This window comes from Escherichia sp. MOD1-EC6021 (assembly GCF_002965245.1).
Classification (GTDB): domain Bacteria; phylum Pseudomonadota; class Gammaproteobacteria; order Enterobacterales; family Enterobacteriaceae; genus Escherichia; species Escherichia coli_F.
The window spans coordinates 49,306-73,058 of record NZ_PTRU01000003.1; the positions used below are offsets into that span (position 1 = coordinate 49,306).

Below are 23,753 nucleotides of genomic sequence, written 5' to 3' on the forward strand. Positions count from 1 at the left end.
ACTTTAAGTTAAAAATAAGTTAACGCAAGATGAAAATCTTGAGTAAGTGCACAAAGTGAGCAAAAAAGAGAGATGCCGGAACGATTGCTCCGGCCGGGAAAAGGTTACTTATTGAAAGGAGCGGTGTTATCTAGCACCGCCTGAATCACATTCAGCGCGCCTTCATGATTATTATCATCGGTAGCGTAACGGGAGATTTGTTTAATGTTTTCCGCAGCATTGCCCATCGCAAAGGAATAACGCGCCATTTTCAGCATCTCCGCATCGTTACCGCTGTCGCCAATCGCTACCACATTTTGCGGTGACAGATCCCAGCGTTTCAGTAACCGCGAAATACCATTCGCTTTATGCAGGCCAGGAATAATCAGGTCGATAAAGCCAAAACCACTGGTGACGGGCTTCATAATGCCATCGAGCGTAATATGCAGTTTGTCGATCACTAACGGGATTTGTTCGTCAGGCAGGTTGAGCGAAAACTTGAACAGTACATCATCAATATCCTGGTAATCTTTCACAGGTTTCAGACGATGGTAGTGTTTTGCCATTAGCGCGACGAATGCTTCTGGCGCATTCTCACTGACATACGCGCTTTGCAAACCGCAGGCAACAAAATTGAGCTGCTTGTCTTTCAGCAGTTCACCAATGACAACTCTTGATTCATGTCGGGTCAGTTCGCCGTGGAACAGTTGCTTGCCATGTTCGTAAACCAGTGCGCCGTTTTCCGCGACAAAAGAGATCTCATCCTTTAGCTCAGGAAAGAACGAAATAAGCTGGTAATACTGATTACCGCTGGCGACAACGAACTCAATGCCGCGCTTTTTAAGTTCCTGATATTGCACCATAAAACGCTCATTGTTGTACGTTTTGGCGTCGCTCAGAAAAGTACCGTCCATGTCTGTGACGATAACTTTTACGCTCATAGATGTGCTCCTGACAATGAATGCAAACCGCCACAGTGTAATGACAATGTGACGCGGAGCACAAATTTATTTCGGATTAAAATAATATCGATGGGATGAGTATTTTCGCCCGGCAACAACCGTTACCGGGCGAAGGAGATTACAGCATATGTTCAGTACGGGCGATGATATCGTCCTGTGCGTCTGGAGAGAGCGCAGTGAAGAAGGCGGAATAACCCGCTACGCGCACCACCAGATCGCGGTACTGATCCGGATGCTTTTTCGCTTCCAGCAGCGTTTCGCGGGAAACGATGTTGTACTGAATATGCCAGCCTTTATGCACCTCGAAGAAGGTGCGCAGTAGGATCATCAGTTTCTGCTTGTCAGATTCGTTCTCCAGCGTTGCCGGATTCAGTTTCTGGTTGAGCAACACGCCGCCGAGAATCGCTGCCGTAGGCAGTTTACCCACCGAGCCAATGACCGCCGTTGGGCCGAGATGGTCAGTACCGGAGGCCGGACTAGCGCCTTCTGCCAGCGGGGTATGTGCTTTACGTCCGTCCGGCGTTGCCATAGTCTGCGCGCCAAACGGTACGTTAGCGGAGATAGACGACGTACCTGCGTAATAGTTGCCGCCAATCGGACCACGACCGTAGCGCGGGTTATGGTACTGTTTCAGTTCGTCGATATAGGTCTGATAAGCGCGAGCCAGCAGCGTATCGACAGTATCATCGTCGTTGCCGTACTTCGGCGCGCCGTTAATCAGCCGCTGACGCAGCTGCTCGTGCGTCAGGCCGTCGAAGTCATCCGCCAGTGCGGCAGCCAGTTGTTGCTGACCAATCGCGCCCTGTTCAAACACCAGTTTCTTCACTGCCGCCAGGCTGTTGCCGAGGTTAGCAATGCCGACCTGCAGGCCAGAAACCCAGTCATACTTCGCGCCGCCTTGTTTAATGCTTTTCGCTCGCTCAATACAGTCATCCACCAGCGCCGAGCAGAGAATATCGTGCACGTTCTCTTCCAGCATGGTGTCGACGACATATTCGATTTCGATTGATTTACGGGTGTAGTAACGGATTTGCGTGTCCCACGCGTCCATCACTTCATCGAAGTTGTTGAAGTTACCCGCTGACAACGCTTTTTCTTGTGGCAGGAACACTTTGCCGCTGGTGGCATCACGACCGCCTTCCAGCGCCGCCAGCATCACGCGGGCGAAGTTGATAAAGCTCATCCCGGTGCAGCGATAGCCCCATTTGCCACCGACGGCGGTTTCGATACAGCCAATCGCCGCGTAGTCGTAAGCATCCTGCGGTTCAATACCGAGTTTAATAAATTCCGGGATGACGATTTCGTCGTTGTTGAACGCCGGCATCCCGAAGCCGCAGCGGATCACCTGTACGCAGGCATCGAGGAAATCGTTACTCATTCCCGCGTGGTAGCGCACGCTGAGGTTAGGCTGAGTGGAACGCAGGCGGCCGCAAGATTCGAGGATTGCGTAAGAGAGTGGATTCACCGCGTCCATCGGCTGACCATCAACCAGATTTTGCCCGCCAATGGTGACGTTCTGATACAGCGGACTTCCCGCAGAGGCTTTTGAGTGCGAGCCGGAGCGGATCTTGTTCACTTCCAGCAGTTTCAGCCAGCAGCTATGCAGCATCTCGATGGCGTGTTCACGATCCAGTGTCTGGTTCAGTTCAACGTCGCGGCGATAGTACGGGTAGAGATACTGGTCCATACGACCAAACGATACTGAGTGACCGTTAGATTCGATCTGCAAAATCAACTGGATGAAGTAGCACAGTTGCAGCGCCTGCCAGAAAGTCTGCGGCGGCTGGTGGGCGATAAGGTCGCAGTTTTCGGCCATCGCCAGCAGTTCATCGCGACGGCTTTCGCGGGGTTCGGTAGCGGCCATTTCACGCGCCAGGGCAGCGAAACGTTCAATATGTTCACTGACCGCCACCAACACGATATCAATCGCTTTCAGGAATTGCTCGCCGTGCAGATCTTCCAGCACGGTCAGGTTAATACGCATGCGGCGCTCCGCCACTTTCTCGCGCAGACCATCAAGCCCTTTTTCCAGCAACAGTGGGAAATTGACCGCCAGGTGCGCATCGCCGGAGGTCATATTACCTTCCGCTTTAATGATACCGGTCGCCAGCAGGCCTTTTTGCTCATCGGTAAACATGCCATAGCAGCGATCCTGTACCGTCTGACCGCGCCACCAAGGGCACACTTCATGCAGAACGCGTTTGTTCTCTTCGCTCACCGCAAAACCTGCACCCGGACGATCCGCCAGATCATCAATCTCTTTTTCGATCCAGGAGACGGTATATTCCGGGAAGATCGGCGCGGCGCGAACTTCGCTTGCCTGGTTGCCGATGATCAACTCATCGTGCTTGATCCAAATAGTGCGATTCGCCAGGTGATGGGCCAGCGCCAGAGCGCGACGTACCGGGATCGGCTTATCGAGATGTTGTTGATACATCTCGGTATAGTGCTGCGCGCGCTCGGTACAGACCGGCGGTTTCACAATATTCACCAGCGCATTTTTGTGCGCTTTAATGCGGTCGCTGAGCGTGTCCAGTTTCAGTGTGGTCATGGTTGTTATCCTCGTAAGGTCGCGGTTAACCCTTTCTGGCAGGCATACTGCAGGGCAAAGTCGAGCAGTTCTGGCGCATCAAGCGGTTTTTCCGGGGCGTCATAGGGCAGATTAAGTAAGTGATATTTGTTGATGCCCAGCGTGTGGTAGGGCAGGAAATGAATTTCGCCGACGTGCAGCTCGTCGGCGGCAAAATCGGTAATGGCTTTCACAGAGGTTTCATCGGCATTAAAGCCCTGAATCAACGGCACGCGGATGATGATTTTTTTCCCCGCCGCTGCGAGTTTTTTCAGGTTATCCAGCACTCTGGCGGCGTTACCGTCGGTCCACTGTTTAAACGGCACGTCGGCAACGTGTTTTAAATCGGCAAGAAACAGATCGATATACGGCAGAGAAGGGGCGATGTATTTCCACGGCACATGCAGACAGGTTTCTACCGCAGTATGAATACCGGCTTCGTGGCTGGTTTGCAGTAGCCCCATCGCCATTTCCGGCTGCATAAACGGCTCACCACCGGAAAGCGTTAAGCCGCCGCCGCTGCGATCGTAAAACGGTTTGTCGCGCAGAACGGTCGCCATGATCTCCTCAACGCTTTTCACTTCACCACACACGGTTAACGCCTGTGTCGGGCAGCAGTCGGTTAACGCCGTCAGATGCTCCGGGGTTAACTTTTCCCGATGAATAAGCAAACCATTCAGCGCGCGCTCAATCGCTTCCGGCGCGGCCTTAGCGCACAGCTCGCAGCCTTCCAGGCACAGACGTGCGTCATACAGCAGATCCTGCGTGCGGGCGCGGCTTTCCGGGTTCTGACACCAGCGGCAGCCCAGTGAACAGCCTTTAAGAAAAACGACCGTGCGGATACCGGGGCCGTCATGGGTCGAGTAGCGCTGAATATTGAAAATCATAGTTGCCTCTCTGTTTCGTTCAAACATTAAAAAACTTTCGAATGAAAGTTTGATTGATGTGCGTCAACTGTTCAGAGAGTTTTCCCGTGATAGTCTACATTCAGACAAAAAGTACATTTTGAGGATGGTATGGAACTGTATCTGGATACTTCAGACGTTGTTGCGGTGAAGGCGCTGTCACGTATTTTTCCGCTGGCGGGTGTGACCACTAACCCAAGTATTATCGCCGCGGGTAAAAAACCGCTGGAGGTGGTACTTCCGGAGCTTCACGAAGCGATGGGCGGTCAGGGGCGTCTGTTTGCCCAGGTAATGGCTACCACTGCCGAAGGGATGGTGAATGATGCACGTAAACTGCGTTCTATCATTGCGGATATCGTGGTGAAAATCCCGGTGACCGCTGAGGGCCTGTCAGCCATTAAAATGTTAAAAGCGGAAGGGATTCCGACGCTGGGAACCGCGGTATATGGCGCGGCACAAGGGCTGCTGTCGGCGCTGGCAGGTGCGGAGTACGTTGCGCCTTACGTCAACCGAATTGATGCTCAGGGCGGTAGCGGTATTCAAACTGTGACCGATTTGCACCAGTTATTGAAAATGCATGCGCCGCAGGCGAAAGTGTTAGCCGCAAGTTTCAAAACCCCGCGTCAGGCGCTGGACTGCTTACTGGCAGGATGTGAATCAATTACTCTGCCACTGGATGTGGCGCAGCAGATGATTAGCTATCCGGCAGTTGATGCCGCCGTGGCGAAGTTTGAGCAGGACTGGCAGGGGGCTTTTGGCAGAACGTCGATTTAACCGGACGTTCTGCATCCTCATCAATTGCTGATGACATGGTGGAGTGCACCAACGCTTGCCGCGCCTGGAAATCTGCGCCCGAACCGTAGGCCAGATAAGGCGTTCACGCCGCATCTGGCGTCTGGAGCAAATGCCTGATGCGACGCTTGCCGCGACTTATCAGGCCTGGGGCTGGCAATTACTGCCCGCACACCTCGCACCCCGGATTACGCATCAGTTTCATTTCGCGAAACTGGCAAGTCATCGCATCGTACATGATGATTTTGCCGCTGGCAGGTTTGCCATAACCTGCCAGCAGTTTGATCGCCTCCATTGCCTGCAACGAACCAATCACCCCGATCAACGGTGCCATCACGCCTGCTTCTACGCAGGTTAGCGCGTTCTCGCCAAACAAACGGCTAAGGCAGCGGTAGCACGGTTCGCCGTCCTGATAAGTGAAGACCGTGATTTGCCCTTCCATACGAATTGCCGCCCCGGAAACCAGCGGCACCTTTGCGGCAAAACAGCCAGCGTTCAGTTGATTGCGTACCGCAACGTTATCCGTACAGTCGAGCACCAGATCGTGTTCAGCAATCAATGCTGCAAGTTCTGCGTCATCTAGCAGTGCATTGACTGGCGTAATCGCAATATGCGGGTTGATCCGCGTCAGGGCGTCACGGGCGGATTCCACCTTCGGTTGCCCGACCGTGGCATCACTATGCAGTGTCTGGCGTTGCAGATTTGAAAGCGAAACCGTGTCGAAGTCGAGCAGCGTCAGGTTACCGACACCGGCGCTTGCCAGATACTGCGAAGCTGCACAGCCGAGTCCACCGAGGCCGACGATCAGCACGCGAGAATCTTTTAGCGCCTCCTGACCGTCAAAATCAAAACCGCGCAGAATGATTTGCCGGTTGTAGCGCAGCATCTCCTGATCGCTGAGTTCCGCCATTACAGGCCTCCGAACAACGCGTTAAACGGTTCTACTTCCACCCATTCGCCCACTTCCACATTGCCGCGCTCGCGCTCCAGTACGATAAAGCAGTTGCCGAGGCTAAAGGAGCTAAATATATGTGAACCCTGATGTCCGGTGGTCGTCACTTCCAGTTCGCCATCGGCGTTGCGTTGCAGCACGCCGCGCTGGAAATCAAGGCGTCCTGGCGATTTCTTCAGAGGCGATGCCGTGCGCACACGCTGGCGCGCGGGCAGGCCGCTGGCGGTGTTGCCGCTCAATTTTGCCAGCAAAGGCTGTACCAGTTGATAGAAGGTCAGCGTTGCTGAAACCGGGTTGCCCGGCAGGCCGCAGAACCAGCTATTGCTGAGTTTACCGAACGCGAACGGTTTACCTGGTTTAATCGCCAGCTTCCAGAAGGCGATCTCCCCCAGCTCTTCAAGAATGGTTTTGGTGTAATCCGCTTCACCCACTGAAACACCGCCGGAACTGATCACCACATCTGCCTGGCTATCGGCTTCAATAAAAGCGGCGCGCAGGGCATGGGGATCGTCGCGGATAATCCCTAAGTTGATTACCTCGCATCCCAGCTGTTCTAACATCAGGTGTACGGCGAGACGGTTGGTATCGTAGATTTGGCCGTCGCCCAGCGGCTGGCCTGGCAACTGGAGTTCATCACCGGTAGAAAACAGCGCTACACGCACTTTACGAATCACCGGAACGTCGGCAATCCCCAGTGAAGCAATTACTGGCAGCTCTGCGGTAGTCAGGCGAGTACCTACTGGAAAAACAACCGCACCCGCAGAAATATCTTCACCGCGACGGCGAATATTTTGTCCGCTACGCACTTCAGCGGTAAAACGCACGCCAGCGTCAGTCTGTTCGGTCTGTTCCTGCATCACCACCGCTTCGCAGCCTTCCGGCACCGGCGCACCGGTCATAATACGAATGCAGGTACCCGCAGGCCATTCACCATGGTACGGCTGACCGGCAAAGGATTTACCGGCAACGGGCAGCGGTTGCCCGGAGGCAATATCGGCTAAACGCACCGCGTAGCCGTCCATAGCGGAGTTATCAAACCCCGGGACATCCAGTGGCGAAACGACATCGCTCGCCAGAATACGACCAAAACACTGTACCAGTGGCAGCGTTTCCTGGGCGGTCAGTGGGGTAACGCGAGAAAGCATCTCATTAAGCGCGGTGTCGAGCGACATCAATCCGGTGGTAAATTCCATGAAAACACTCCTGCGGAGGCAAAATCGAATTTGCCTATTATGTCAGAAAAACGCCACAGACTGTATGCCACCTCGGGCGTAGCGCTGGCTCCTGCCTTTACATGCCATATCCATCTTTCTATATTCAAAAATTGAATGAGTAATTCATAAAAATTCTGATATTTATAGCAAAAGTGGCGAGCCACCCTTAATGGACGAATACTATGGGCAAAGCAGTCATTGCAATTCATGGTGGCGCAGGTGCAATTAGCCGCGCGCAGATGAGTCTGCAACAGGAATTACGCTACATCGAGGCGCTGTCTGCCATTGTTGAAACCGGGCAGAAAATGCTGGAAGCGGGCGAAAGTGCGCTGGATGTGGTGACGGAAGCGGTGCGTCTGCTGGAAGAGTGTCCACTGTTTAACGCCGGAATTGGCGCTGTCTTTACGCGTGATGAAACCCATGAACTGGACGCCTGTGTGATGGATGGTAACACCCTGAAAGCCGGTGCGGTGGCGGGCGTTAGGCATCTGCGTAATCCGGTTCTTGCCGCCCGGCTGGTGATGGAGCAAAGCCCGCATGTGATGATGATTGGCGAAGGGGCAGAAAATTTTGCATTTGCTCATGGCATGGAGCGCGTCTCGCCGGAGATTTTCTCCACGCCTTTGCGCTATGAACAACTCCTGGCAGCGCGCGAGGAAGGGGCAATGGTCCTCGACCATAGCGGTGCGCCACTGGATGAAAAACAGAAAATGGGCACCGTGGGGGCCGTGGCGTTGGATTTAAACGGCAATCTGGCGGCAGCCACGTCCACGGGCGGAATGACCAATAAATTACCCGGACGAGTTGGCGATAGTCCCTTAGTGGGCGCCGGATGCTACGCCAATAACGCCAGTGTGGCGGTTTCTTGTACCGGCACGGGCGAAGTCTTCATCCGCGCGCTGGCGGCATATGACATCGCCGCGTTAATGGATTACGGCGGATTAAGTCTCGCGGAAGCCTGCGAGCGGGTAGTAATGGAAAAACTCCCTGCGCTTGGCGGTAGCGGTGGCTTAATCGCTATCGACCATGAAGGTAACGTCGCGCTACCGTTTAACACCGAAGGAATGTATCGCGCCTGGGGCTACGCAGGCGATACGCCAACCACCGGTATCTACCGTGAAAAAGGGGACACCGTTGCCACACAGTGATGAACTTGATGCCGGTGATGTGCTGGCGGTTGAAAATCTGAATATTGCCTTTAGGCAGGACCAGCAGAAAATAGCTGCGGTCCGCAATCTCTCTTTTAGCCTACAACGTGGTGAGACGCTGGCAATTGTTGGCGAATCCGGCTCCGGTAAGTCAGTGACTGCGCTGGCATTGATGCGCCTGTTGGAACAGGCCGGTGGTTTAGTGCAGTGCGATCAAATGCTGTTGCGGCGGCGCAGTCGTGAGGTGATTGAACTTAGCGAACAGAGCGCTGCACAAATGCGCCATGTGCGCGGTGCGGATATGGCGATGATATTTCAGGAGCCGATGACATCGCTGAACCCGGTATTTACCGTGGGTGAACAGATTGCCGAATCAATTCGTCTGCATCAAAACGCCAGTCGTGAAGAAGCAATGGTCGAGGCGAAGCGGATGCTGGATCAGGTACGCATTCCGGAGGCACAAACCATTCTTTCACGTTATCCGCATCAACTCTCTGGCGGGATGCGCCAGCGAGTGATGATTGCGATGGCACTGTCATGCCGCCCGGCGGTGCTGATTGCCGATGAGCCAACCACCGCGCTGGATGTCACTATTCAGGCGCAGATCCTGCAATTAATCAAAGTATTGCAAAAAGAGATGTCGATGGGCGTTATCTTTATCACTCACGATATGGGTGTGGTGGCAGAGATTGCCGATCGGGTACTGGTGATGTATCAGGGCGAGGCGGTGGAAACGGGTAGCGTCGAACAGATTTTTAATGCACCGCAACATCCTTATACCCGTGCGCTGTTAGCTGCTGTTCCGCAACTTGGTGCGATGAAAGGGTTAGATTATCCACGACGTTTCCCATTGATATCGCTTGAACATCCAGCGAAACAGGAGCCACCCATCGAGCAGAAAACGGTGGTGGATGGCGAACCTGTTTTACGGGTGCGTAATCTGGTCACCCGTTTCCCTTTGCGCAGTGGTTTGTTGAATCGCGTAACGCGGGAAGTGCATGCCGTTGAGAAAGTCAGTTTTGATCTCTGGCCTGGCGAAACGCTATCGCTGGTGGGTGAGTCTGGCAGCGGTAAATCCACTACCGGGCGGGCGTTGCTGCGCCTGGTCGAATCGCAGGGCGGCGAAATTATCTTTAACGGTCAGCGAATCGATACTTTGTCACCCGGCAAACTTCAGGCATTGCGTCGCGATATTCAGTTTATTTTTCAGGACCCTTACGCTTCGCTGGACCCACGTCAGACCATCGGTGATTCGATTATCGAACCGCTGCGCGTACACGGTTTATTGCCAGGTAAAGAAGCGGCTGCACGCGTTGCGTGGTTGCTGGAGCGCGTGGGCCTGTTACCTGAACATGCCTGGCGTTACCCGCATGAGTTTTCCGGCGGTCAGCGCCAGCGCATCTGCATTGCTCGCGCGTTGGCATTGAATCCAAAAGTGATCATTGCCGACGAAGCCGTCTCGGCGCTGGATGTATCTATTCGCGGGCAGATTATCAACTTGTTGCTCGATCTCCAGCGTGATTTCGGCATTGCGTATCTGTTTATCTCCCACGATATGGCCGTGGTAGAGCGGATTAGTCATCGTGTGGCGGTGATGTATCTCGGACAAATTGTTGAAATTGGTCCACGGCGCGCGGTCTTTGAAAACCCGCAGCATCCTTATACGCGTAAATTACTGGCGGCAGTTCCGGTCGCTGAACCGTCCCGACAACGACCGCAGCGTGTACTGCTGTCGGACGATCTTCCCAGCAATATTCATCTGCGTGGCGAAGAGGTTGCAGCCGTCTCGTTGCAATGCGTCGGGCCGGGGCATTACGTCGCACAACCACAATCAGAATACGCATTCATGCGTAGATAACATTCAGGCGGAGAATAAAATGGCAAGAGCTGTACACCGTAGTGGGTTAGTGGCGCTGGGCATTGCGACAGCGTTGATGGCATCTTGTGCATTCGCTGCCAAAGATGTGGTGGTGGCGGTAGGATCGAACTTCACCACGCTCGATCCATATGACGCGAATGACACGTTATCTCAGGCCGTAGCGAAATCGTTTTACCAGGGGCTGTTCGGTCTCGATAAAGAGATGAAACTGAAAAACGTGCTGGCGGAGAGTTATACCGTTTCCGATGACGGCCTTACTTACACCGTGAAACTGCGGGAAGGAATTAAATTCCAGGATGGCACCGATTTCAACGCAGCAGCGGTAAAAGCGAATCTGGACCGGGCCAGCGATCCGGCGAATCATCTTAAACGCTATAACCTGTATAAGAATATTGCCAAAACGGAAGCGATCGATCCGACAACGGTAAAGATTACCCTCAAACAGCCGTTTTCAGCGTTTATTAATATTCTTGCCCATCCGGCGACCGCGATGATTTCACCGGCAGCGCTGGAAAAATATGGCAAGGATATTGGTTTTCATCCGGTGGGAACCGGGCCGTATGAACTGGATACCTGGAATCAGACCGATTTTGTGAAAGTGAAAAAATTCGCGGGTTACTGGCAGCCAGGATTGCCCAAACTGGACAGCATAACCTGGCGTCCGGTGGCGGATAACAACACCCGCGCGGCAATGCTGCAAACCGGTGAAGCGCAGTTTGCTTTCCCCATTCCCTACGAGCAGGCCGCACTGCTGGAGAAAAACAAAAATATCGAGTTGATGGCCAGTCCGTCAATTATGCAGCGTTATATCAGTATGAACGTGACGCAAAAGCCGTTCGATAACCCGAAGGTCCGTGAGGCGCTGAATTACGCCATTAACCGCCCGGCGCTGGTGAAAGTAGCCTTCGCGGGCTATGCAACGCCAGCTACTGGTGTGGTACCGCCGAGTATCGCCTACGCGCAAAGTTATAAACCGTGGCCTTACGATCCAGTGAAAGCGCGCGAATTACTGAAAGAGGCGGGATATCCCAACGGTTTCAGCACCACGCTGTGGTCGTCACATAACCACAGCACCGCGCAGAAAGTGCTGCAATTTACCCAGCAGCAGTTAGCGCAGGTCGGGATTAAAGCCCAGGTGACTGCGATGGATGCCGGGCAGCGGGCGGCAGAAGTTGAAGGTAAAGGGCAAAAAGAGAGCGGCGTGAGAATGTTCTACACTGGCTGGTCGGCCTCGACTGGTGAAGCTGACTGGGCGCTATCGCCACTGTTCGCCTCGCAGAACTGGCCGCCGACGCTGTTTAATACTGCGTTTTACAGCAATAAGCAGGTGGATGACGAGCTTGCCCAGGCGCTGAAAACCAACGATCCGGCAGAAAAGACCCGTTTATATAAGGCGGTGCAGGATATCATCTGGCAAGAGTCGCCGTGGATCCCGCTGGTGGTAGAAAAACTGGTGTCGGCACACAGTAAAAACCTGACCGGTTTTTGGATCATGCCAGACACCGGTTTCAGCTTTGAAGACGCGGATTTGCAATAAGCAACGCAGGGAGTGGAATGCTTAATTACGTTATCAAACGCTTACTGGGGTTGATTCCGACGCTGTTTATCGTCTCGGTGCTGGTGTTTTTATTTGTCCATATGCTGCCCGGCGATCCGGCGCGATTGATTGCCGGGCCCGAAGCTGATGCGCAGGTTATAGAACTGGTGCGTCAGCAGCTGGGGTTGGATCAGCCGATGTATCACCAGTTCTGGCACTATATCAGCAATGCTGTGCAGGGGGATTTTGGCCTGTCGATGGTGTCGCGTCGTCCCGTTGCCAATGAGATTGCCAGCCGCTTTATGCCAACGCTGTGGCTGACCATAACCAGTATGGTCTGGGCAGTGATATTTGGTATGGCGGCGGGAATTATCGCCGCCGTCTGGCGTAACCGTTGGCCGGATCGATTAAGTATGACTATCGCGGTATCAGGGATTTCATTCCCGGCATTTGCGTTAGGAATACTGTTGATTCAGGTTTTCTCAGTTGAACTTGGCTGGTTACCCACCGTTGGTGCAGACAGTTGGCAGCACTACATTTTACCCTCCCTGACGCTCGGCGCGGCAGTGGCAGCCGTGATGGCGCGCTTTACCCGCGCATCGTTTGTCGACGTTTTAAGCGAAGATTATATGCGTACCGCGAGGGCGAAAGGGGTGAGCGAAACCTGGGTCATCCTCAAACACGGGTTACGCAATGCGATGATCCCGGTAGTGACCATGATGGGCTTACAGTTTGGCTTTTTACTCGGTGGTTCCATTGTGGTGGAGAAAGTCTTCAACTGGCCCGGACTTGGACGCTTACTCGTCGACTCCGTAGAAATGCGCGATTACCCGGTGATTCAGGCGGAAATTCTGCTTTTCTCGCTGGAATTTATTCTTATCAACTTAGTGGTGGATGTGCTTTATGCCGCCATTAACCCGGCTATCAGGTACAAGTAAGGATGCGAATATTTAACTGGCGACGTCAGGCGGTGTTAAACGCCATGCCATTGGTTAAACCTGACCAGGTACGTACACCGTGGCATGAATTCTGGCGACGATTTCGCCATCAGCATATGGCGATGGCCGCCGCATTATTCGTCATTTTATTGATTGTGGTGGCCATTTTTGCACGCTGGATCGCCCCCTATGACGCCGAAAATTTTTTCGATTATGACAATCTGAATAACGGACCTTCTTTGCAGCACTGGTTTGGCGTCGATTCACTGGGACGCGACATTTTCAGCCGTGTCCTGGTTGGTGCGCAAATCTCGCTGGCGGCGGGCGTGTTTGCCGTGTTTATCGGTGCGGCGATCGGGACGTTGCTGGGCTTGCTGGCGGGATATTATGAAGGCTGGTGGGATCGGCTGATCATGCGCATTTGCGATGTGCTGTTTGCCTTCCCGGGTATTTTACTGGCGATCGCTGTTGTTGCGGTGTTGGGAAGCGGCATCGCTAACGTGATTATCGCCGTTGCCATTTTTTCCATCCCCGCGTTTGCCCGACTGGTGCGCGGCAATACGCTGGTGTTGAAACAGCAAACCTTTATTGAGTCAGCACGCAGTATTGGTGCCAGCGATATGACCATTTTATTGCGTCATATTCTGCCTGGGACCGTCTCTTCTATCGTGGTGTTTTTCACCATGCGCATTGGCACCTCGATTATCTCTGCGGCCAGCCTGTCGTTTCTCGGCCTCGGCGCGCAGCCGCCGACACCAGAGTGGGGAGCGATGCTCAATGAGGCTCGAGCGGATATGGTTATCGCGCCGCATGTCGCTGTTTTTCCGGCCCTGGCTATTTTTCTGACTGTACTGGCGTTCAATTTGCTGGGGGATGGTTTACGCGATGCGCTGGATCCGAAAATTAAAGGATAGTTACGTTTGAATATTGCTTGAAAGGGTAATCACCTCACAGGAAATTATTGCCCTAAGCAAGTGTTGTAACTTTCTGCTGATTTTGTAGAATCGGGTAATTTGGTTAAAAAGCCGCAGCAAGGGACTGTTTTTGCAGCGGCACAGCGTTCAGACAGTTATTTTGTTAAATGTATTAACATGCTGAGTTTATACGAAAAGATAAAGATAAGGCTGATAATTTTATTTTTATTGGCAGCACTGTCATTTATTGGCCTTTTTTTCATCATTAACTATCAACTGGTATCGGAACGCGCGGTAAAACGTGCCGATAGCCGCTTTGAACTTATTCAGAAAAACGTTGGCTATTTCTTTAAAGATATTGAACGTTCGGCCCTGACATTAAAGGACTCACTGTATTTATTAAAAAATACAGAGGAGATTCAACGCGCTGTGATCCTTAAAATGGAAATGATGCCATTTTTAGACTCGGTGGGACTGGTACTTGATGATAATAAATATTATCTCTTTTCGCGGAGGGCAAATGATAAAATCGTTGTTTATCATCAGGAACAATTAAATGGACCGCTTGTCGACGAGTCAGGGCGGGTTATTTTTGCCGATTTTAACCCATCGAAACGACCGTGGTCTGTGGCTTCAGATGACTCTAACAACAGCTGGAATCCGGCATACAATTGCTTTGATCGTCCGGGTAAAAAATGTATCTCTTTTACGCTACGCATCAACGGCAAAGATCACGATTTGTTAGTGGTGGATAAAATTCATGTCGATTTAAACTGGCGATATCTGAACGAGTATCTTGATCAAATCAGCGCTAATGATGAAGTTCTATTTTTGAAACAAGGCCATGAGATCATTGCCAAGAATCAACTCGCTCGTGAAAAACTGATTATTTATAATAGCGAAGGCAATTATAATATTATTGATTCTGTCGATACTGAATATATCGAAAAAACATCAGCGGTGCCAAACAACGCATTATTCGAAATCTATTTTTATTATCCTGGCGGTAATTTATTGAACGCATCAGATAAACTTTTTTATCTGCCGTTTGCTTTCATTATTATCGTATTGCTGGTGGTTTATTTAATGACCACTCGTGTGTTCCGTCGGCAATTTTCTGAAATGACCGAGCTGGTTAATACGCTGGCATTTTTGCCCGACTCAACGGATCAAATCGAGGCTCTGAAAATTCGCGAAGGCGATGCGAAAGAGATTATCAGCATCAAAAATTCGATCGCGGAAATGAAAGATGCCGAAATTGAACGTTCGAATAAATTGCTCTCGCTGATCTCTTACGATCAAGAAAGCGGTTTTATTAAAAATATGGCGATTATTGAGTCCAACAATAATCAGTATCTGGCTGTGGGGATCATCAAACTGTGTGGCCTGGAAGCCGTTGAAGCGGTGTTTGGTGTCGATGAGCGTAATAAAATCGTCAGAAAACTGTGTCAGCGAATTGCCGAGAAATATGCACAATGCTGCGATATCGTGACATTCAATGCCGATCTTTATTTACTCCTGTGCCGGGAAAATGTCCAGACGTTTACCCGTAAGATAGCGACGATAAACGATTTTGACAGCAGCTTTGGCTACCGCAATCTGCGCATCCATAAGTCTGCTATTTGTGAACCTTTGCAGGGAGAAAACGCCTGGAGTTACGCAGAAAAACTGAAACTGGCGATTTCCAGCATCCGTGACCATATGTTCTCAGAGTTTATTTTCTGTGATGACGCGAAACTCAACGAAATAGAAGAGAATATTTGGATTGCGCGTAATATTCGCCATGCAATGGAAATTGGCGAACTATTCCTGGTCTATCAACCGATCGTTGATATTAACACCCGCGCCATTCTGGGCGCGGAGGCGTTGTGCCGTTGGGTGTCTGCGGAGCGGGGGATCATTTCACCGCTGAAGTTCATTACCATTGCTGAAGATATCGGGTTTATCAATGAGCTGGGTTATCAGATTATTAAAACGGCAATGGGTGAATTTAGACATTTTAGTCAGCGTGCGTCGCTGAAGGACGGTTTCTTACTGCATATTAATGTTTCGCCCTGGCAGTTAAACGAACCACACTTTCATGAGCGTTTTACCACCATCATGAAAGAAAATGGCCTGAAGGCGAACAGCCTCTGTGTTGAGATCACTGAAACTGTGATCGAGCGAATTAATGAACATTTTTATCTCAATATTGAACAACTGCGTAAACAAGGGGTACGGATGTCGATTGATGACTTTGGCACCGGTTTGTCAAACCTGAAACGTTTTTATGAAATTAATCCAGATAGCATAAAAGTGGACTCACAATTTACCGGCGATATTTTCGGTACTGCGGGAAAAATTGTGCGCATTATTTTCGATCTGGCACGCTATAACCGGATCCCGGTGATTGCGGAAGGCGTAGAGAGCGAAGACGTTGCGCGCGAATTAATCAAATTAGGATGTGTTCAGGCTCAGGGGTATCTGTACCAGAAACCCATGCCGTTCTCCGCCTGGGATAAAAGTGGAAAATTAGTAAAAGAGTAGTTTACGTATGTCCAGAATCAATAAGTTCGTACTTACAGTCAGTCTGCTGATTTTTATCATGATTTCAGCAGTTGCCTGCGGGATCTACACTCAAATGGTAAAGGAACGGGTGTATGGCCTGAAACAGTCCGTTATTGATACTGCTTTTGCGGTGGCAAATATTGCTGAATATCGGCGTAGCGTGGCAATTGATCTCATCAACACGCTAAATCCCACGGAGGAACAGCTGTTGGTTGGCTTGCGCACAGCTTACGCCGACTCGGTTTCACCCTCTTATTTGTACGATGTCGGTCCTTATCTGATTTCCAGTGACGAATGTATTCAGGTAAAGGAGTTCGAGAAAAATTATTGTGCAGATATTATGCAGGTTGTTAAGTATCGACATGTCAAAAATACAGGGTTTATCTCTTTTGACGGTAAAACCTTCGTCTATTACCTCTATCCGGTAACTCACAATCGCAGTCTGATATTTTTGCTTGGTCTGGAGCGTTTTTCTTTACTGTCAAAATCGCTGGCGATGGATAGCGAGAACCTGATGTTCTCTCTGTTTAAGAACGGTAAACCGGTGACCGGTGATGAATATAATGCTAAAAACGCCATCTTCACCGTTTCGGAAGCAATGGAGCACTTCGCCTATTTGCCGACCGGATTGTACGTATTTTCGTATAAAAAAGACGTTTATTTTCAGGTATGTATGTTGATTATTTTCTTTGCTGCATTGGTGGCATTGATATCGGGTGCTAGCTGCCTTTATCTGGTGCGCAGAGTGATTAATCGTGGCATTGTGGAGAAAGAAGCCATTATTAATAACCATTTTGAACGCGTCCTGGACGGTGGGCTTTTCTTCTCGGCTGCCGATGTCAAAAAACTCTACAGTATGTATAACTCGGCGTTTCTGGACGACCTGACCAAAGCAATGGGCAGAAAATCCTTTGATGAAGATTTAAAAGCCCTGCCGGAAAAAGGGGGCTATCTGTGTCTTTTTGATGTCGATAAATTCAAAAACATTAACGACACCTTCGGTCATTTGCTGGGCGATGAAGTGTTGATGAAAGTGGTGAAAATCCTTAAATCACAGATCCCGGTAGATAAAGGTAAAGTCTACCGCTTCGGCGGTGACGAATTTGCGGTGATTTATACTGGCGGAACGCTGGAGGAGTTGCTATCGATTCTAAAAGAAATCGTCCATTTCCAGGTGGGGAGTATTAACTTGAGCACCAGTATCGGCGTAGCGCATTCAAATGAATGTACCACCGTTGAACGTTTGAAAATGCTGGCGGATGAGCGGCTGTATAAGAGTAAGAAAAACGGCAGGGCGCAGATTAGCTGGCAGTAATCATTATTAGCAGGCAGGGCAAATGATGTTGCCCTGCCTGAATTAATTAAACCCGGCTACCCCACAAATCGTACTCATCGGCGTGCTCGACTTTCACTCGCAGGATATCACCCGGCTTAACGTTAGTTTCACCATTGAGATAAACCGCGCCGTCGATTTCTGGTGCATCTGCCATGCTGCGGCCAATCGCACCTTCTTCGTCCACTTCGTCGATAATCACCAGAATTTCACGGCCCACTTTCTCTTGCAGGCGCTCGGCGGAAATCTGCTGCTGTAGCTGCATGAAACGGTTCCAGCGTTCTTCTTTCACTTCTTCCGGAACCTGGTCAGGCAGGGCATTGGCATCTGCGCCTTCAACCGGGCTGTATTTAAAGCAGCCAACGCGATCCAGACGTGCTTCTTTCAGGAAATCGAGTAGCATCTGGAAATCTTCTTCCGTCTCGCCAGGGAAGCCGACAATAAAGGTTGAGCGCAGGGTCAGTTCCGGGCAGATTTCGCGCCACTGTTTGATGCGCGCCAGTTGGCGATCTACAGAACCCGGACGCTTCATCAGTTTGAGAATGCGCGGGCTGGCGTGTTGCAACGGGATATCCAGATACGGCAGGATTTTGCCTTCCGCCATCAGTGGGATGACGTCGTCCACGTGTGGATAAGGGTAAACGTAGTGCAGACGTGTCCAGATCCCCAGTTTCGATAACTGTTCACACAGGCTGACCATGCTGGTTTTTACCGGCTCGCCGTTGTGGAAGCCAGTACGATGTTTAACATCGACGCCATAGGCGGATGTATCCTGCGAGATCACCAGAATCTCTTTAACGCCCGCATCAACCAGACGTTTCGCTTCACTTAACACTTCGCCAATCGGACGGCTCACCAGATCGCCGCGCATAGACGGAATAATGCAGAAGGTGCAGCGGTGGTTACAGCCTTCAGAAATTTTCAGATAGGCATAATGACGCGGCGTCAGTTTCACACCTTGTTCTGGCACCAGGCTCAGGAATGGGTTGTGTTTCGGTTTTGGTACGTAGTGATGAACGTGCTCAAGAACCTGCTCATAGCTATGAGGCCCGGTGATTTCCAGCACTTTCGGGTGGACTTCGCGGATCTGATCTTCTTTCGCCCCCAGACAACCGGTCACAATTACCTTGCCGTTTTCATTCAACGCTTCGCCAATGGCTTCCAGTGATTCTTGTACCGCGCTGTCAATAAAGCCGCAGGTATTGACGATCACCATGTCCGCATCGTCATAGCTCGGTACCACGTCATAACCTTCGGTGCGTAGTTCGGTGAGAATTCGCTCTGAATCGACAAGGTTTTTTGGACAGCCAAGGGAAACAAAGCCGATTTTCGGCTGGGGAGTTACTTTGCTCATAGCTTAAAAAATATTCAGTTACAGGAAAGGTCAGGGCAGGGATTCTACAGAGTTCTGGATAAAATTTGTATCGCAATCTCATTCGCTGGCGGAGGCGAAGGAAATGTAAATTTTGTTAATTCGGCGTGAAGAATTGATCCTGGACAGCATTTTGCTCAATAAATAGCCATACTATTTAATTGCAACAAGGCTGGAAAGAGGAGGATCGAAGTATGTTCGTTGACAGACAGCGAATCGATCTGCTGAACCGGTTGATCGACGCACGCGTTGACCTCGCTGCATACGTGCAACTGAGGAAGGCAAAAGGATACATGTCCGTCAGCGAAAGCAATCATCTACGAGATAACTTTTTTAAACTGAATCGCGAACTGCACGATAAATCGCTGCGGTTGAATCTTCATCTGGATCAGGAAGAGTGGAGTGCTCTTCATCATGCTGAAGAAGCATTAGCGACAGCCGCAGTATGTTTGATGAGTGGGCACCATGATTGCCCGACTGTTATTACCGTCAACGCCGATAAGCTTGAAAATTGTCTGATGAGCTTAACGCTGAGTATCCAGAGCCTGCAGAAGCACGCCATGCTTGAGAAGGCCTGAAAACTAAGGGGGAGAAAGCGTCTCCCCCTTCATGTTTAAGTTTTTGTAAAAATGAATTTGTTATCTCCTCCACTGACTACGCTTTAAGCCAGAGTCAATCTGGAGGCGTTATGCAGAGACAATCCTTTTTCCTTGTGCCCCTTATCTGTCTTTCTTCTGCTCTCTGGGCAGCTCCTGCAACGGTAAATGTCGAAGTACTGCAAGACAAACTCGATCACCCCTGGGCGCTGGCCTTTTTACCCGATAATCACGGTATGTTAATCACTCTGCGCGGCGGCGAGTTGCGTCACTGGCAAGCAGGAAAAGGATTATCTGCGCCGCTTTCCGGAGTGCCGGAAGTTTGGGCGCACGGGCAGGGCGGTCTGCTGGACGTGGCTTTAGCGCCTGATTTTGCCCAGTCGCGCCGCATCTGGTTAAGTTATTCCGAAGTTGGCGATGATGGCAAAGCCGGAACTGCTGTGGGTTATGGCCGCTTAAGTGATGATCTCTCAAAAGTGACCGACTTCCGCACCGTCTTTCGCCAGATGCCAAAACTGTCTACCGGCAACCATTTTGGCGGGCGGCTGGTATTCGACGGTAAAGGTTATCTTTTTATTGCTCTGGGCGAAAACAATCAGCGCCCGACGGCGCAGGATCTGGATAAATTACAGGGCAAACTGGTGCGTCTTACTGACCAGGGCGAGATCCCGGATGATAATCCTTTTGCCAGGAGATCCGATGCACGCGCCGAGATCTGGTCTTATGGTATTCGTAACCCGCAAGGAATGGCGATGAATCCGTGGAGTAATGCACTGTGGCTGAATGAACATGGCCCACGCGGTGGTGATGAAATTAATATCCCGCAAAAAGGCAAAAACTACGGCTGGCCGCTGGCAACCTGGGGAATCAATTATTCAGGCTTTAAAATACCGGAAGCGAAAGGGGAGATCGTCGCCGGGACCGAGCAACCTATTTTTTACTGGAAAGATTCGCCCGCCGTGAGCGGCATGGCCTTCTATAACAGCGATAAATTCCCCCAGTGGCAGCAAAAATTATTTATTGGCGCGCTGAAAGATAAAGATGTCATTGTGATGAGCGTCAACGGCGACAAAGTGACAGAAGATGGCCGTATTTTAACGGACAGAGGGCAGCGAATTCGTGATGTTCGCACTGGACCCGACGGTTATTTATACGTTCTCACCGACGAGTCCAGTGGGGAATTACTTAAAGTTAGCCCACGCAATTAGCTAACGGGGATCATCACCACTTTGCGCACTGCGGGGCGTTCAGTGAGTTGCTGATACCAGCGTTGCAGATTTGGACGCGGTGTCCAGGTCAGGCCAACGTTAAATAAATTGTAGATGAACGGAGCGATAGCGATATCGCCCACACCAAACTCGTCGCCAGAGAACCATTTTACTTTTGCCAGTTCCGCATCGAGCAGGGCAAACAGGGCGTCGCACTCTTTGCAACTGGCATCAATGGCGGCCTGATCGCGCTCTTCCGGTGGTGTTCTGACTAATCCCATCAGGATCCCGCGATGGGCATTACTGAGCGTCTGGTTTGCCCAGTCCATCCATTTTTCCGCTTCTGCACGGCGTGCCGGTGAGTCGATCCACAGGCGGTTTTGCCCATACTGTGCCGCCAGATAGCGGACAATGGCGTTTGATTCCCAAAGAATGAGATCACTTTCGTCGTCACGCAATAACGGCACCAGCCCGTTAGGGTTCATCGCCAGAAAATCAGCATCGTGGTTTACCCCAAACTCACGGCCCGCGAGAATTTGCTCATAAGGTAGTTCCAGTTCTTCGAGCGTCAGCAATACTTTTTTTACGTTGGTTGAATTATTCCGACCCCACAGCGTAATCATACTTACTCCTTTTCCGACAGGCAGCCACAGGCTGAACAGGACTTTGATGGTGAAGTAAAGTTAACTTTTAAGCAACAGCTGGCAAAAAAATGACGGCAGAAGCAGCGAAGCGGCAGGATATTGCATAAACTTTAAAAACTTTACCAACTTACGGTTTCTTTAAGTTTGTGTGTGCGTTATTAATCACCGAACTTATCATACGGCGATATAACGTATTTTTTTTGAATGGATACTCGGGTGGCATTTATGACGCAATACTCCTCTCTCCTTCGTGGTCTTGCAGCGGGTTCTGCATTTTTATTCCTTTTTGCCCCAACGGCATTCGCGGCGGAACAAACCGTTGAAGCGCCGAGCGTGGATGCGCGTGCATGGATTTTAATGGATTACGCCAGCGGTAAAGTGCTGGCAGAAGGCAATGCGGATGAGAAACTGGACCCCGCGAGCCTGACTAAAATCATGACCAGCTATGTGGTTGGGCAGGCGCTTAAGGCCGATAAGATTAAACTCACCGATATGGTGACGGTCGGTAAAGATGCCTGGGCGACGGGAAACCCGGCACTGCGTGGTTCGTCGGTAATGTTCCTCAAACCAGGCGATCAGGTTTCGGTGGCAGACTTGAACAAAGGCGTGATTATCCAGTCCGGTAATGACGCCTGTATTGCGCTGGCTGATTACGTTGCCGGGAGCCAGGAGTCATTTATTGGTTTGATGAATGGTTATGCCAAAAAACTGGGGCTGACCAACACGACCTTCCAGACGGTGCACGGTCTGGATGCGCCGGGGCAGTTCAGTACCGCGCGCGATATGGCATTGCTGGGTAAAGCACTGATTCACGATGTGCCAGAAGAGTACGCCATTCATAAAGAGAAAGAGTTCACCTTCAACAAAATTCGTCAGCCTAACCGTAACCGTCTGCTATGGAGCAGCAATCTGAATGTTGATGGCATGAAGACAGGAACCACGGCAGGCGCGGGATATAATCTGGTTGCTTCGGCTACCCAGGGCGATATGCGTTTAATCTCCGTAGTGCTGGGGGCGAAAACTGACCGTATCCGTTTTAATGAGTCTGAGAAATTATTGACCTGGGGTTTCCGCTTCTTTGAAACCGTGACGCCAATTAAACCTGATGCCACCTTTGTGACTCAGCGCGTCTGGTTTGGTGATAAGAGCGAAGTGAATCTCGGGGCAGGCGAAGCGGGATCCGTGACCATACCGCGTGGGCAGCTGAAAAACCTGAAAGCGAGTTATACGTTAACGGAACCGCAGCTTACCGCACCGCTGAAAAAAGGTCAGGTTGTCGGCACCATTGATTTCCAGCTTAACGGTAAATCCATTGAACAGCGCCCGCTGATCGTGATGGAAAATGTGGAAGAGGGTGGATTCTTTGGTCGGATGTGGGATTTCGTGATGATGAAATTCCATCAGTGGTTCGGCAGCTGGTTCTCTTGATTTTGTGATAACCGGATGGCGTGGAAACGTCATCCGGTTATGCATCATTAATACATCAACTTAATACGCTGCGTCTGCGCGTACTTCACATACTCATCTTCCGGGCAACAATCGCTCACCACAATGTCAAAGCGTTTCAGGTCACCCATGCGCGCCGGACGCACCTTGCCAAATTTACTGTGGTCGACAACCAGCACATGCTTTTGCGCCATCGACATGGCCCAGTGTTTTACCGGCAACTCTTCAAGATTAAAACAGGTAGCGCCCTTACTGACATGCACCCCCGCCGCGGAATAAAAAGCGATATCCGGGCAAAAATTATTCAGCGTTTGCTGAAAATCGATGGGTTTGAAAATGGCGTTGCTGGCGTGAAATTCACCACCGCAAAGAAACGCGCGGCAATGAGGTTTCTCTTTCAGTGCCAGAAAGGTATTTAGCGAATAACAAATGGCGGTAAAAGGGATTTCATTATCAATCGCTTCAATAATCCACGGTGTGGTGGTGCCACAGTCAAAAAAGAGGGTCTGATCGGGTTCTACCAGCGTCGCAGCCAGTTTTGCCGCCCGGCGTTTTTCCTCTACCAGACGGGATTTTTGATCGCTTAACAGATAATGGCTGGCGCTGCGCGGTTCCAGAACAATATAGCCGCCAAGCAAAACGACGGGGGCGCTGTGGTTATTCAGATCGCGACGAATCGTCATCTCCGAAACCCCAAGCAGGGCGGCGGCGTCTTTAAGATGTAACTTATCGCTGCGTTTTAATTCTTGCAGCAGCTGCCCGATACGCTCTTCGCGACGTGTTTCCATAATCCCTCTGAATAGTTATTGAAGCGAGCC

At 50.9% G+C, this 23,753-nt stretch carries 19 protein-coding genes; 11 read left to right on the forward strand and 8 right to left on the reverse strand.

Features of this window, described 5'->3' with window-relative positions; translation table 11 throughout:
* Nucleotides 1–104 precede the first annotated feature (104 nt).
* The 3 genes from ybiV to BEB54_RS04630 all read right to left on the reverse strand — a co-directional run bounded on the left by ybiV (nucleotide 105) and on the right by BEB54_RS04630 (nucleotide 4,397).
* Complete coding sequence (gene ybiV, locus BEB54_RS04620; protein WP_105277050.1) at nucleotides 105–920, reverse strand: sugar-phosphatase YbiV; 816 nt, start codon at nucleotides 918–920, stop codon at nucleotides 105–107.
* Between the two features lie 139 nt (nucleotides 921–1,059).
* Nucleotides 1,060–3,492, reverse strand: a complete 2,433-nt coding sequence (locus tag BEB54_RS04625; protein WP_103253279.1) for a glycyl radical protein — start codon at nucleotides 3,490–3,492, stop codon at nucleotides 1,060–1,062.
* A gap of 5 nt (nucleotides 3,493–3,497) precedes the next feature.
* Nucleotides 3,498–4,397 (reverse strand): glycyl-radical enzyme activating protein, encoded by a 900-nt coding sequence (locus BEB54_RS04630; RefSeq protein ID WP_001353332.1) that lies wholly within the window; start codon nucleotides 4,395–4,397, stop codon nucleotides 3,498–3,500.
* Between the two features lie 129 nt (nucleotides 4,398–4,526).
* Between BEB54_RS04630 and fsa the strand changes: the two genes are divergently transcribed.
* On the forward strand, nucleotides 4,527–5,189 hold the full coding sequence (gene fsa / locus BEB54_RS04635; RefSeq protein WP_032183811.1) for a fructose-6-phosphate aldolase: 663 nt from the start codon (nucleotides 4,527–4,529) through the stop codon (nucleotides 5,187–5,189).
* Nucleotides 5,190–5,367: 178 nt separating this feature from the next.
* Here the strand turns inward: fsa and moeB are convergent, their stop codons facing one another.
* Nucleotides 5,368–6,117 (reverse strand): molybdopterin-synthase adenylyltransferase MoeB, encoded by a 750-nt coding sequence (gene moeB / locus BEB54_RS04640; RefSeq protein WP_032183812.1) that lies wholly within the window; start codon nucleotides 6,115–6,117, stop codon nucleotides 5,368–5,370.
* Complete coding sequence (gene moeA / locus BEB54_RS04645) at nucleotides 6,117–7,352, reverse strand: molybdopterin molybdotransferase MoeA (RefSeq protein ID WP_032183813.1); 1,236 nt, start codon at nucleotides 7,350–7,352, stop codon at nucleotides 6,117–6,119. The genes moeB and moeA overlap by 1 nt, the downstream gene beginning before the upstream one ends.
* Before the next feature lie 203 nt (nucleotides 7,353–7,555).
* On the opposite strand from moeA, the gene iaaA reads away from it, so the two are divergent.
* From iaaA to BEB54_RS04680, 7 genes are all read left to right on the forward strand, one after another.
* Nucleotides 7,556–8,521 (forward strand): beta-aspartyl-peptidase, encoded by a 966-nt coding sequence (gene iaaA, locus BEB54_RS04650; protein ID WP_105277051.1) that lies wholly within the window; start codon nucleotides 7,556–7,558, stop codon nucleotides 8,519–8,521.
* On the forward strand, nucleotides 8,508–10,379 hold the full coding sequence (gene gsiA / locus BEB54_RS04655) for a glutathione ABC transporter ATP-binding protein GsiA (RefSeq protein ID WP_105277052.1): 1,872 nt from the start codon (nucleotides 8,508–8,510) through the stop codon (nucleotides 10,377–10,379). The genes iaaA and gsiA overlap by 14 nt, the downstream gene beginning before the upstream one ends.
* Nucleotides 10,380–10,398: 19 nt before the next feature.
* Nucleotides 10,399–11,937 (forward strand): glutathione ABC transporter substrate-binding protein GsiB, encoded by a 1,539-nt coding sequence (gsiB, locus tag BEB54_RS04660; protein ID WP_105277053.1) that lies wholly within the window; start codon nucleotides 10,399–10,401, stop codon nucleotides 11,935–11,937.
* A gap of 17 nt (nucleotides 11,938–11,954) precedes the next feature.
* Nucleotides 11,955–12,875 carry a glutathione ABC transporter permease GsiC gene (gsiC, locus tag BEB54_RS04665; RefSeq protein WP_105277054.1) on the forward strand — a complete coding sequence of 307 codons (921 nt, stop codon included), beginning with the start codon at nucleotides 11,955–11,957 and terminating at the stop codon, nucleotides 12,873–12,875.
* Nucleotides 12,876–12,877: 2 nt separating this feature from the next.
* Nucleotides 12,878–13,789, forward strand: coding sequence for a glutathione ABC transporter permease GsiD (gene gsiD / locus BEB54_RS04670; protein WP_001218007.1), 912 nt, complete (start codon nucleotides 12,878–12,880; stop codon nucleotides 13,787–13,789).
* A gap of 177 nt (nucleotides 13,790–13,966) precedes the next feature.
* Nucleotides 13,967–16,315, forward strand: coding sequence for a sensor domain-containing phosphodiesterase (locus BEB54_RS04675; RefSeq protein WP_105277135.1), 2,349 nt, complete (start codon nucleotides 13,967–13,969; stop codon nucleotides 16,313–16,315).
* A 7-nt stretch (nucleotides 16,316–16,322) separates the two neighbouring features.
* Entirely contained in the window at nucleotides 16,323–17,651 is a 1,329-nt protein-coding gene (locus BEB54_RS04680; RefSeq protein ID WP_105282141.1) for a GGDEF domain-containing protein, read from the forward strand.
* A 46-nt stretch (nucleotides 17,652–17,697) separates the two neighbouring features.
* On the opposite strand, the gene rimO is transcribed toward BEB54_RS04680, so the two are convergent.
* Nucleotides 17,698–19,023, reverse strand: a complete 1,326-nt coding sequence (gene rimO / locus BEB54_RS04685; protein ID WP_000049367.1) for a 30S ribosomal protein S12 methylthiotransferase RimO — start codon at nucleotides 19,021–19,023, stop codon at nucleotides 17,698–17,700.
* 212 nt (nucleotides 19,024–19,235) lie between these two features.
* Between rimO and bssR the strand changes: the two genes are divergently transcribed.
* Together bssR and yliI are read left to right on the forward strand one after the other, a co-directional pair.
* The gene (gene bssR, locus BEB54_RS04690; RefSeq protein ID WP_000497137.1) at nucleotides 19,236–19,619 is read left to right on the forward strand and encodes a biofilm formation regulator BssR; all 384 of its coding nucleotides are present in this window, start codon (nucleotides 19,236–19,238) and stop codon (nucleotides 19,617–19,619) included.
* Between the two features lie 110 nt (nucleotides 19,620–19,729).
* Nucleotides 19,730–20,845: an aldose sugar dehydrogenase YliI gene (gene yliI, locus BEB54_RS04695; protein WP_105277055.1), complete on the forward strand. Its 1,116-nt coding sequence runs from the start codon at nucleotides 19,730–19,732 to the stop codon at nucleotides 20,843–20,845.
* On the opposite strand, the gene gstB is transcribed toward yliI, so the two are convergent.
* Complete coding sequence (gstB, locus tag BEB54_RS04700; protein ID WP_000631897.1) at nucleotides 20,842–21,468, reverse strand: glutathione S-transferase GstB; 627 nt, start codon at nucleotides 21,466–21,468, stop codon at nucleotides 20,842–20,844. The two genes, yliI and gstB, sit on opposite strands and share 4 nt — an antisense overlap.
* A 246-nt stretch (nucleotides 21,469–21,714) precedes the next feature.
* On the opposite strand from gstB, the gene dacC reads away from it, so the two are divergent.
* The gene (gene dacC, locus BEB54_RS04705; RefSeq protein WP_000195961.1) at nucleotides 21,715–22,917 is read left to right on the forward strand and encodes a serine-type D-Ala-D-Ala carboxypeptidase; all 1,203 of its coding nucleotides are present in this window, start codon (nucleotides 21,715–21,717) and stop codon (nucleotides 22,915–22,917) included.
* 47 nt (nucleotides 22,918–22,964) lie between these two features.
* Here the strand turns inward: dacC and deoR are convergent, their stop codons facing one another.
* Nucleotides 22,965–23,723, reverse strand: coding sequence for a DNA-binding transcriptional repressor DeoR (gene deoR, locus BEB54_RS04710; protein WP_000450117.1), 759 nt, complete (start codon nucleotides 23,721–23,723; stop codon nucleotides 22,965–22,967).
* Nucleotides 23,724–23,753: the final 30 nt, after the last annotated feature.

Excerpts from the sequence above, each read along its gene's own strand:
- ybiV (WP_105277050.1), bottom strand. The coding sequence starts at position 920 with ATGAGCGTAAAAGTTATCGTCACAGACATGGACGGTACTTTTCTGAGC.
- BEB54_RS04625 (WP_103253279.1), bottom strand. The coding sequence starts at position 3,492 with ATGACCACACTGAAACTGGACACGCTCAGCGACCGCATTAAAGCGCAC.
- BEB54_RS04630 (WP_001353332.1), bottom strand. The coding sequence starts at position 4,397 with ATGATTTTCAATATTCAGCGCTACTCGACCCATGACGGCCCCGGTATC.
- fsa (WP_032183811.1), top strand. The coding sequence starts at position 4,527 with ATGGAACTGTATCTGGATACTTCAGACGTTGTTGCGGTGAAGGCGCTG.
- moeB (WP_032183812.1), bottom strand. The coding sequence starts at position 6,117 with ATGGCGGAACTCAGCGATCAGGAGATGCTGCGCTACAACCGGCAAATC.
- moeA (WP_032183813.1), bottom strand. The coding sequence starts at position 7,352 with ATGGAATTTACCACCGGATTGATGTCGCTCGACACCGCGCTTAATGAG.
- iaaA (WP_105277051.1), top strand. The coding sequence starts at position 7,556 with ATGGGCAAAGCAGTCATTGCAATTCATGGTGGCGCAGGTGCAATTAGC.
- gsiB (WP_105277053.1), top strand. The coding sequence starts at position 10,399 with ATGGCAAGAGCTGTACACCGTAGTGGGTTAGTGGCGCTGGGCATTGCG.
- gsiC (WP_105277054.1), top strand. The coding sequence starts at position 11,955 with ATGCTTAATTACGTTATCAAACGCTTACTGGGGTTGATTCCGACGCTG.
- gsiD (WP_001218007.1), top strand. The coding sequence starts at position 12,878 with ATGCGAATATTTAACTGGCGACGTCAGGCGGTGTTAAACGCCATGCCA.
- BEB54_RS04675 (WP_105277135.1), top strand. The coding sequence starts at position 13,967 with ATGCTGAGTTTATACGAAAAGATAAAGATAAGGCTGATAATTTTATTT.
- BEB54_RS04680 (WP_105282141.1), top strand. The coding sequence starts at position 16,323 with ATGTCCAGAATCAATAAGTTCGTACTTACAGTCAGTCTGCTGATTTTT.
- rimO (WP_000049367.1), bottom strand. The coding sequence starts at position 19,023 with ATGAGCAAAGTAACTCCCCAGCCGAAAATCGGCTTTGTTTCCCTTGGC.
- bssR (WP_000497137.1), top strand. The coding sequence starts at position 19,236 with ATGTTCGTTGACAGACAGCGAATCGATCTGCTGAACCGGTTGATCGAC.
- yliI (WP_105277055.1), top strand. The coding sequence starts at position 19,730 with ATGCAGAGACAATCCTTTTTCCTTGTGCCCCTTATCTGTCTTTCTTCT.
- gstB (WP_000631897.1), bottom strand. The coding sequence starts at position 21,468 with ATGATTACGCTGTGGGGTCGGAATAATTCAACCAACGTAAAAAAAGTA.
- dacC (WP_000195961.1), top strand. The coding sequence starts at position 21,715 with ATGACGCAATACTCCTCTCTCCTTCGTGGTCTTGCAGCGGGTTCTGCA.
- deoR (WP_000450117.1), bottom strand. The coding sequence starts at position 23,723 with ATGGAAACACGTCGCGAAGAGCGTATCGGGCAGCTGCTGCAAGAATTA.